The following is an 8,544-nucleotide window of genomic DNA, read 5'->3' on the forward strand; positions in this document are numbered from 1 at the left end:
GATGCTCACTTAGCGAACTTCGTGCTCTCAATGAAAACTACTCCCCACTAGTCGGTAACTGATTTCTCAGTCCAACTAATGGGGAGCAGTTCAGAATTCATCCCTAGGGGGCGTCATTAATAAGAGCAGCTAGAACTCGAACAGACCGGCCGCTTAGCTGAAGGAATCGCCACAGGCACAGGAACCGGTAGCGTTCGGGTTGTCGATGGTGAAGCCCTGGGACTCGATGGTGTCCGCGAAGTCGATCTTCGCACCCATCAGGTACGGGGAGGACATGCGGTCCACAACCAGGTTCACGCCCTCGTACTCGTCCACCAGATCGCCATCCAGGGAGCGATCATCGAAAAACAGCTGGTAGCGCAGGCCCGCACAACCGCCCGGCTGCACTGCGATGCGCAGGGAAAGATCGTCGCGGCCTTCCTGTGCCAGCAGGGCACTCGCCTTCTGCTGGGCGGCCTCGGTCAGCTCCACACCGGTGACCTTCTCTGGAGCAGTCATGTTGGTCCTCCTCAATAAATGACCGAATTCTTCAAATGGCTTTGCTCACAAGCTACGCCTCATTGTTCCACAACGCCACTGCCCCCTAGGGTTATTCCCGTCCCAGCGTTTTTGGTTTTGTTCCCCTGCCCTCCTGCTCTAGCCTGTTACATGTGAAAATGCCATGGAAGAAGCAGGAAAAGGTCGCCGACTCAGCCGAGGATCAGGTCTCGCCACAGGATGCCGATACGTCGACTGAGGTAGACAGCGACGCAGACGGTGGCGTCACTAAGGAAAAGAACTCCAAGGCCTTTACGCCGAAGAAGGGCAAGGCCACCCCGAAGCGCAACGAGCAGGAGCGCAAGCACGGCGTGCGCCGCAGCGCCTACACCGCCCCCGCTACCCCGAGCGAGGCGCGCAAGCAGCGCAAGGAGCTCAAGGCCTCCATGTCCAAGGAAGAATACAAGGCCATGAAGCAGCGCCAGAAGGACGAGGCGAACCGCGAGCGGCGCCGCGCCAACCAGCGCATGATGGCCGGCGACGAGGATTACCTCATGGATCGCGACAAGGGGCCGGAGAAGCGCTTCGTCCGCGACTGGGTCGATTCCCGCCGCTACATGATGAACTTCTTCCTGCCGCTGGCGCTGCTGGTCATCGTCATCATGATCTTCGGCATGTCCAACCCGAACATCGCCAACCTGGCTGCGCTGGTGATGATGGTCGTGTTCCTCATCATGATCGGTGAGGGCATTTGGCTCGGCCGCCGCATTAACCGCGAGGTCAACGAGCGCTTCCCGGATAACCCGCACGGCAAGTTCAGCCTGGGTCTGTATGCGTTCACCCGCGCCACGATGATCCGCCGCCTGCGCACCCCTGCCCCGCAGAAGCAGATCGGCGACAGCGTATAGGCCAACAGCGTTTAGACTGAAACCCATGGCTTCTACGACCTCCGCCCCGAACTTCCCGCCTATCGTCCCGCCGGACGAGGCCACGCGCAGTCGAGCCGAGCAGCTGCGCACCACCGCGCCGACGAAGGCCGCCATTCCGGCTGGTTCGCTGGGCAGACTGGAGGGTGTCGCTACTTGGATCGCCGCCTGCCAGGGCTCCGCGCCCGCCGAGGCCTTGAAAACGGCGCGGCTGGTCATAGTGACCGGCGAGCACGGGGTGGCCAAGGCGCACCCGGAGATCTCCGCCCTGCCTGCGGACTTTAATGCCCAGGTGCGCGAGAGCCTGGCCGATGCGACCGCTCCTATTGTGGATGCGTGCAGGTCGGCGCGGGTTTCTCTTTCTATTATGGACGCCACGTTGGGCACTGCCTCCGGTGCCATCGATACCGCGGACGCTTTGAGCCCCGAGGACTATGTAAAACACCTGCAGCGCGGCATGCGTTTCGCCGACCAGGAGGCGGACAAGGGCACGCAGGTGCTACTGCTGGGTGACCTGGGGCGGGGGCTGACCACGGTGGCCGCTGCGGTGATCGGCAGCGTGTGCAGCGTGGAGCCGGTGAAGATCATCGGCCGGGGTTCCGGCATCGACGACGAGGCGTGGAAGTCAAAGGTTGCGGTGATCCGCGATGCGATGTTCCGCGTGCGCGACGACAAGGCGGTGGCCGCGCGGGTGCTGCAGCAAATCGGCTCAGCCGACGTGGTGGTGATGGCGGGGATTCTGGCGCAGTCAGCTGTGCGCCGGACGCCTGTGATTTTCGACGGTGTGGGCGCTGCTGCGGCGGCACTGTGCGCACAGATGCTGGCACCGGGGGCCGCCGCGTGGTGGCTGGCGGCTTCAGCAGGTACGGAGCCCGCTGCCCTCCCGGCGCTCAATGCGCTGGGTTTGGAGCCGCTGCTGGATTTGCAGCTCGGCACCGGCCAGGGGCTGGGCGCCGTCCTGGCCTTGCCGATGGTGCGTTACGCGGTGGCTGCCTGCTCCACCAGCGTGTAGAGCCAGCCGTGCTTGTCGGCGACACGGCCGTTCTGGATGCCCGTCAGCTGCTCGCGCAGGCGCATGGTCACCGGACCGGTCTGGCCGCCGTTGACCTGGAATTCGCCGGACTCGTCCTTCACAGTGCCGACCGGGGTGACAACGGCTGCGGTGCCGCAGGCGAAGGCCTCGGTCATGGCGCCGGACTGTGCGGCTTCCTTCCACTCGTCGGTGGAGATGCGACGTTCCTCCACCTTGTAGCCCAGGTCGCGGGCCAGCTCCAACAGGGAAAGGCGGGTCACGCCCGGCAGTAGCGAGCCGGACAGTTCAGGCGTAACCAGCGTGACATTTTCGGCGCCAGCGCCGGCGGTCTCGCCTTCGCCGCCGTCCTCGCTGCCGAAGACGAACGCCAGGTTCATGCCGCCCATCTCTTCGATGTACTTGTGCTCGGTTGCGTCCAGCCATACCACCTGGTCGCAGCCTTCCTTTTGCGCGGAGGCCTGCGCTGCCAGGGAGGCCGCATAGTTACCGGCGAACTTCGCCGCGCCGGTGCCGCCGGGGGCAGCGCGAGTGTATTCGGTAGAAAGCCACACGCTGACCGGGTTGATGCCGCCGGAGAAGTAGGCGCCTGCCGGGGAGGCGATCACGAAGAAGGTGTAGCTGCTGGCTGGGTGCACACCTAGGCCGACTTCGCGGGAGATCATGAACGGGCGCAGGTACAGGGATTCTTCGCCACCGCCCTGCGGAACCCAGCGCTGGTCGATGTCCACGATCTGGCGAAGGGATTCCAGGAACAGTTCCTCCGGCAGCTCCGGCATGGCCATTCGGGCGGCGGAGTTCTGGAAGCGGCGGGCATTCTGCTCCGGGCGGAAGGTGACGATCTTGCCACCTTCACCGCGGTATGCCTTCAGGCCCTCAAAGATGGCCTGGCCGTAGTGGAACACGCTGGATGCTGGGTCCATCTGGACCTGCTGGTAGGGCTCAACGCGGGCGTTGTGCCAGCCCTCTTCTGTGTTCCAGTCGATGGCGACCATGTGGTCAGTGAAGTACTTGCCGAAGCCGGGTGCAGAGAGTATCTCAGCGATCTTGTCGTCGGTCACCGGGTTCTCATTGCGGGTGACGGTGAACTCCACCTGGGAGCTTTGCTGGGCCTTTGGGGTCTGGGGGTTTGCCTCTGGAGTAGTCATGTGTCCCAGACTACTCTGCCGTTCCACAAAAGTGTGAGGGGGCTAACAATTTCTGGGGGTTCCCTCCCACCGATCTACCGTCAGGCGATTCTGGGTAAAGTGAAAGCAGCGAACAACCATTTTATAAGGAGCAGTCGATTCCCCTATGACCGCCACTAACTCTTCCTCCCCCATCGCCGGCCTGCCGTCCCGCGGTTTCGTCCCGCAGATGTCGCTGGTACATACCGATTCCACGCTCGAGGACAGCGGCACCGCCACCCCGTCGGTCATCGACACGCTGGTCATCCCGGTCTTCGAAGGTGAGGCTGGTCTGGAGCTCACTGGTGCTCCTATTGACGCCCTCACGGCCGAGCAGCAGCTGGAAATGTGGAAGCTGCTTATTTCCGTCGGCGCCAAGGGCACTGCTGGCGAGGTCACGGTAGTCCCCAACCTCTCGGCCGAGCGCCGTAGCGAGGTCGTCTCCACCGGAAACCTGTCCGCCCAGGTGCAGGAATCCACCGTGGATCCGGAGACTGCCGAGGAGATCGTCGAGGCCGGCGCTGGCTCTAGCGGCCCGGAGAAGATCCTGGCAATCGGTATGGGACCGGCCGATGAGGTGTCTGCAGAGGACGTCCGCGTGGCCGCAGGCGTGGCGTCCCGAAGCATCAAGAAGCCCGAACAACAAGAGGGCCAAGAAAAGGCCGCGGCGCGCGGCGCGCGAGTGGTGAGTGCCCTGGGCCTGCTGGGCGCAGAAGCCGCACTGGTCGGCCACGCGCTGGGAGCCTACGAGTACCGGGGGCTGAAGACGGCCGAGCACACGCCGGCTATCGAGTCGATTGAGGTGCTGACCGGCGAGGATCCGGCGGACACCCTGGAGCACGCGCAGGCCACCGTGCGAGCAGTGGCGCTGGCACGCGACCTAGTGAACACCCCGTCGAACGTGCTGTACCCGGAAAGCTACGCGAGCATCATCGCCGAGGCGGCGAAGCACACCGGCGTGACGGTGGAGGTGCTGGACGAGGCCGCGCTGGAAGAGCAGGGCTTCGGCGGCATTCTGGGCGTGGGTCAGGGCTCGGCACGCGGACCGCGTCTGGTGCGCCTGGACTACAACCCGGACAAGATCGCTGAGGATTCCCCGCACGTGGCGCTGGTCGGCAAGGGCATCACTTTCGACACCGGCGGCATTTCCCTGAAGCCGCCGGCGAAGATGTGGAACATGATCTCCGACATGGGTGGCTCCGCGGCCGTCGTTGCAGCTGTGATCGCCGCAGCTGAGCTGAACATTCCGGCGCGGGTGACGGCCACCGTTCCGCTGGCGGAGAACATGCCCGGCGGGGAGGCCACCCGCCCCGGCGACGTGCTGCGCCACTACGGCGGCACCACCACCGAGGTGCTGAACACCGACGCAGAGGGCCGCCTGGTGCTGGCCGATGCCATCGTCCGCGCCTGCGAGGACAACCCGGACTACCTGATCGAAACCGCCACCCTGACGGGTGCGCAGATGGTGGCTCTGGGCGACCGCACGCCAGGCATCATGGGCTCGATGGATTTCCGCGACCGCGTGGCGATCATCTCCCAGCGCGTGGGCGATGCCGGCTGGCCGATGCCGCTGCCTGCGGAGCTGGGCGAAGCTCTGAAGTCTGACGTCGCGGACATCAAGAACATTTCCGGCAACCGCTGGGGCGGCATGTCCGTGGCGGGCCACTACCTGAAAAACTTCGTGACCGAGGGCGTGCAGTGGGTGCACATTGACGTCGCTGGCCCGGCCTACAACGACGGCGCGGCATACGGCTACACCCCGAAGCGGGCAACCGGCTCACCGGTGCGCACCATCATCGCCGCGCTGGAGGATATTGCGCTGAAGGGCTAGGCAGGCCGGGCTGCGCTGGCCCGCGGGTCGCGCGCACCTGCGCGGGGCGGGCCGGGGCTAGGCGCTACTCCCCCTGCTCGGCGTGGCGCTGTTCAAATTGTGCGCGCCGTTCGCGCTGCTCCAGGCGCTTCTTGATCAGCCGATCCCGCTCGATACGATCCCGCATGCGCTGCGGGTAACCGGTTTCCTCCGCGAAATACAGGGGAATGCCAACCGACTGGGCCACCTTGTCGATGCCCTTCGGCCCACCGATGCGGCGGCGCGTCCACTCCCCCTCGCTGTCGACCAGCACCACGGACATCTCGTTGACGATGGTTTCCGGCTCCACAAAACCCTCCACACCCTTGCGGGTTCCGGCCCACTGCTGCAGGTAGGCCAGGTCCTTGGGGCGGATGGTCTCCCCCGGCGCACGCGGCGGTCGGGTGGAAGTATTTTTGTTCCGGCCGAAAAGATTAAACACGTTAGCCAATTCTAGTTCACATACCCAGCGGTTCCCCAAAGGTGCGCGGAGGCGGTGAGGGGGCGTCATGAAAAAGGCACGGAGGTAAAGGGCGAGGGGGCGCTCGGCGGAGCGACGGCAAGGCGCGTAGACTTATGTAGTATTTCAACCAAATAACCACAGCTGATTTCCGTTTAGCTTGAGGAGCTTCAAACACCATGGCGTACTCCGTCGAAATGCCCGAACTGGGCGAGTCCGTAACCGAGGGCACCGTTACTCAGTGGCTGAAGAAGGTCGGAGACAAGGTCTCCGTCGACGAACCGTTGCTGGAGGTATCGACCGACAAGGTTGATACGGAGATCCCGTCCCCTGCAAGTGGTGTGCTGCTGAAGATCATCGCCGAGGAAGACGACACTGTGGACGTCGGCGCCGTCATCGCCGAGATCGGTGAGGAGGGCGAAGAGCCTTCTGGTTCTGACGCCGACAGCTCCAGCGACGACGATTCCAGCGACGCTGCCGAGGAGTCCGGTGCTGAGGAGTCCGAGTCCGGCTCCGATGACTCTGATTCTGAGTCCTCTGACAACTCTGGCTCTGGCTCCGGTTCTGGTTCCGGCGAGGCCGAGGACGTTACCATGCCGGAGCTGGGCGAATCCGTCACCGAGGGCACGATTACCCAGTGGCTGAAGAGCGTCGGCGACAAGGTTGAGGTCGACGAGCCACTGCTCGAGGTCTCCACCGACAAGGTCGACACCGAGATCCCGTCCCCGGTCGCCGGCACCCTGGTAGAGATCCTGGCCAACGAGGATGACACCGTCGACGTCGGCGAGGTCATCGCCCGCATCGGCGACGAGAACGCCGCCAAGTCCGGCTCCTCTGACTCCGACTCCGACGACTCCGCTGATTCCTCCGAGTCCGACGACTCCGACGACTCCGCTGATTCCTCCGAGTCCAGCGAGTCCGAGTCCAGCGAGTCTGACTCCTCCGACTCCGGCTCCTCCGACGACTCTGAGTCCAAGTCCTCCGACAACTCTGGCTCTGGTTCCGGCGAGGCCGAGGACGTCACCATGCCGGAGCTCGGCGAGTCCGTCACCGAGGGCACCATCACCCAGTGGCTGAAGAGCGTCGGCGACAAGGTTGAGGTCGACGAGCCGCTGCTGGAGGTCTCCACCGACAAGGTCGACACCGAGATCCCCTCCCCAGTCGCCGGCACCCTGGTAGAAATCTTGGCCAACGAGGACGACACGGTCGACGTCGGCGAGGTAATCGCCCGCATCGGCGACGAGAACGCCGCCAAGTCCGGCTCCTCTGACTCCGACTCCGGTTCCTCCAAGTCCGACGAGTCCGCCTCCGAGGACAAGGCCGAGAAGTCTGAGAAATCCGAGGACAAGGCCGAGCCGAAGGCGGAGGAAAAGAAGGCTGAGGCTAAGCAGGCCGAGGAGAAGGCCGAGGCCAAGGCTGAGTCCAAGTCCGAGGCCAAGGCTGAGTCCAAGTCCGAATCTAAGTCCTCCAAGCCGGCTGCAAAGCAGTCGAAGCCTGCCGAGGGCAACCTCCCCTACGTCACTCCGCTGGTACGCAAGCTGGCTGAGAAGCATGGCGTCGATCTGTCGAGCGTCGAGGGAACCGGCGTCGGCGGCCGTATCCGTAAGCAGGACATCCTGGCCGCAGCAGAAGGCACTTCCGCTTCCGGCTCCTCCGCGAAGTCCGCTTCCCCGGCTGGCCCGCGCGCTTCCTCCTACAAGGTGGACCCGGCCAAGCAGGAGCTGCGCGGCACCGTCAAGAAGGTAAACCGTATCCGCGAGATCACTGCGAAGACCACCCTGGATTCCCTGCACGCTGCAGCTCAGCTGACGCAGGTCCACGAGGTCGACATGACTCGCGTTGCCGAACTGCGCAAGGCCAACAAGCAGGCCTTCGCCGACAAGCACGGTGTGAACCTGACCTACCTGCCATTCTTCGCAAAGGCAGCGGTCGAGGCTCTGATCTCCCACCCGAACGTCAACGCTTCCTACAACGCGAAGACCAAGGAGATGACCTACCACGAGCAGGTCAACCTGGGCATTGCTGTCGACACGGAGGCTGGCCTGCTGAGCCCGGTTATCCACAATGCGCAGGACATGTCCCTGCCGGAGCTGGCTCAGGCCATCGTCGACATTGCTGACCGCGCACGCAACAAGAAGCTGAAGCCGAACGACCTGTCCGGCGGCACTTTCACCATCACCAACATCGGTTCCGAGGGCGCCCTGACCGACACCCCGATTCTGGTTCCGCCGCAGGCTGCCATGATCGGCACCGGCGCCATTGTGAAGCGCCCGGTGGTGCTGAGTGAGGACGAGGGCGAGGCTATCGCCATCCGCCAGATGGTCTACCTGCCGATGACCTACGACCACCAGGTCATCGACGGCGCCGACGCAGGCCGCTTCATGTCCACCCTGCGTGACCGCCTGGAGAACTCGGACTTCACCGAGGACCTGGAGCTCTAAGCTAGGCGCTAGCTGCGGCTAGGCTGCGCTGGCAATACTGGCTGCAGCCGGCTAATACCAGTCGCCAACTGACCAGGCGAAACGCCGGCCCCGCTTCCCGCGGGGTCGGCGTTCTGTGTTGTTGGGTGCAGTAGCCCCAGGCAGGAGCTCCGGATATTATCCCCGGGCAGCGGCTCCGGATATCCCCCCCCCCCC

At 64.2% G+C, this 8,544-nt stretch carries 7 protein-coding genes; 4 read left to right on the forward strand and 3 right to left on the reverse strand.

The genetic code is table 11. The features are described from left to right. Nucleotides 1–153 precede the first annotated feature (153 nt). The gene (locus JQ46_RS00010; protein WP_011273332.1) at nt 154–498 is read right to left on the reverse strand and encodes a HesB/IscA family protein; all 345 of its coding nucleotides are present in this window, start codon (nt 496–498) and stop codon (nt 154–156) included. A gap of 158 nt (nt 499–656) precedes the next feature. Here JQ46_RS00010 and JQ46_RS00015 point away from each other — a divergent pair, with 158 nt between their 5' ends. Beyond that, nucleotides 657–1,385: a DUF3043 domain-containing protein gene (locus tag JQ46_RS00015; protein WP_034984360.1), complete on the forward strand. Its 729-nt coding sequence runs from the start codon at nt 657–659 to the stop codon at nt 1,383–1,385. Nucleotides 1,386–1,410: 25 nt separating this feature from the next. Then, on the forward strand, nt 1,411–2,415 hold the full coding sequence (locus JQ46_RS00020; protein ID WP_034984361.1) for a nicotinate-nucleotide--dimethylbenzimidazole phosphoribosyltransferase: 1,005 nt from the start codon (nt 1,411–1,413) through the stop codon (nt 2,413–2,415). Here JQ46_RS00020 and JQ46_RS00025 read toward each other — a convergent pair. Then, nucleotides 2,382–3,581: a branched-chain amino acid aminotransferase gene (locus JQ46_RS00025; protein ID WP_034984362.1), complete on the reverse strand. Its 1,200-nt coding sequence runs from the start codon at nt 3,579–3,581 to the stop codon at nt 2,382–2,384. The two genes, JQ46_RS00020 and JQ46_RS00025, sit on opposite strands and share 34 nt — an antisense overlap. A 145-nt stretch (nt 3,582–3,726) precedes the next feature. On the opposite strand from JQ46_RS00025, the gene JQ46_RS00030 reads away from it, so the two are divergent. Continuing rightward, complete coding sequence (locus JQ46_RS00030; RefSeq protein WP_034984363.1) at nt 3,727–5,430, forward strand: leucyl aminopeptidase; 1,704 nt, start codon at nt 3,727–3,729, stop codon at nt 5,428–5,430. Between the two features lie 64 nt (nt 5,431–5,494). Here the strand turns inward: JQ46_RS00030 and JQ46_RS00035 are convergent, their stop codons facing one another. Further along, nucleotides 5,495–5,890, reverse strand: a complete 396-nt coding sequence (locus JQ46_RS00035) for a hypothetical protein (protein ID WP_034984365.1) — start codon at nt 5,888–5,890, stop codon at nt 5,495–5,497. A gap of 197 nt (nt 5,891–6,087) precedes the next feature. Here JQ46_RS00035 and sucB point away from each other — a divergent pair, with 197 nt between their 5' ends. After that, nucleotides 6,088–8,349 (forward strand): 2-oxoglutarate dehydrogenase, E2 component, dihydrolipoamide succinyltransferase, encoded by a 2,262-nt coding sequence (sucB, locus tag JQ46_RS00040; RefSeq protein ID WP_034984366.1) that lies wholly within the window; start codon nt 6,088–6,090, stop codon nt 8,347–8,349. Nucleotides 8,350–8,544: the final 195 nt, after the last annotated feature.

It is taken from the genome of Corynebacterium jeikeium, assembly GCF_000738175.1.
In the GTDB taxonomy this organism is placed as follows: domain Bacteria; phylum Actinomycetota; class Actinomycetes; order Mycobacteriales; family Mycobacteriaceae; genus Corynebacterium; species Corynebacterium jeikeium_C.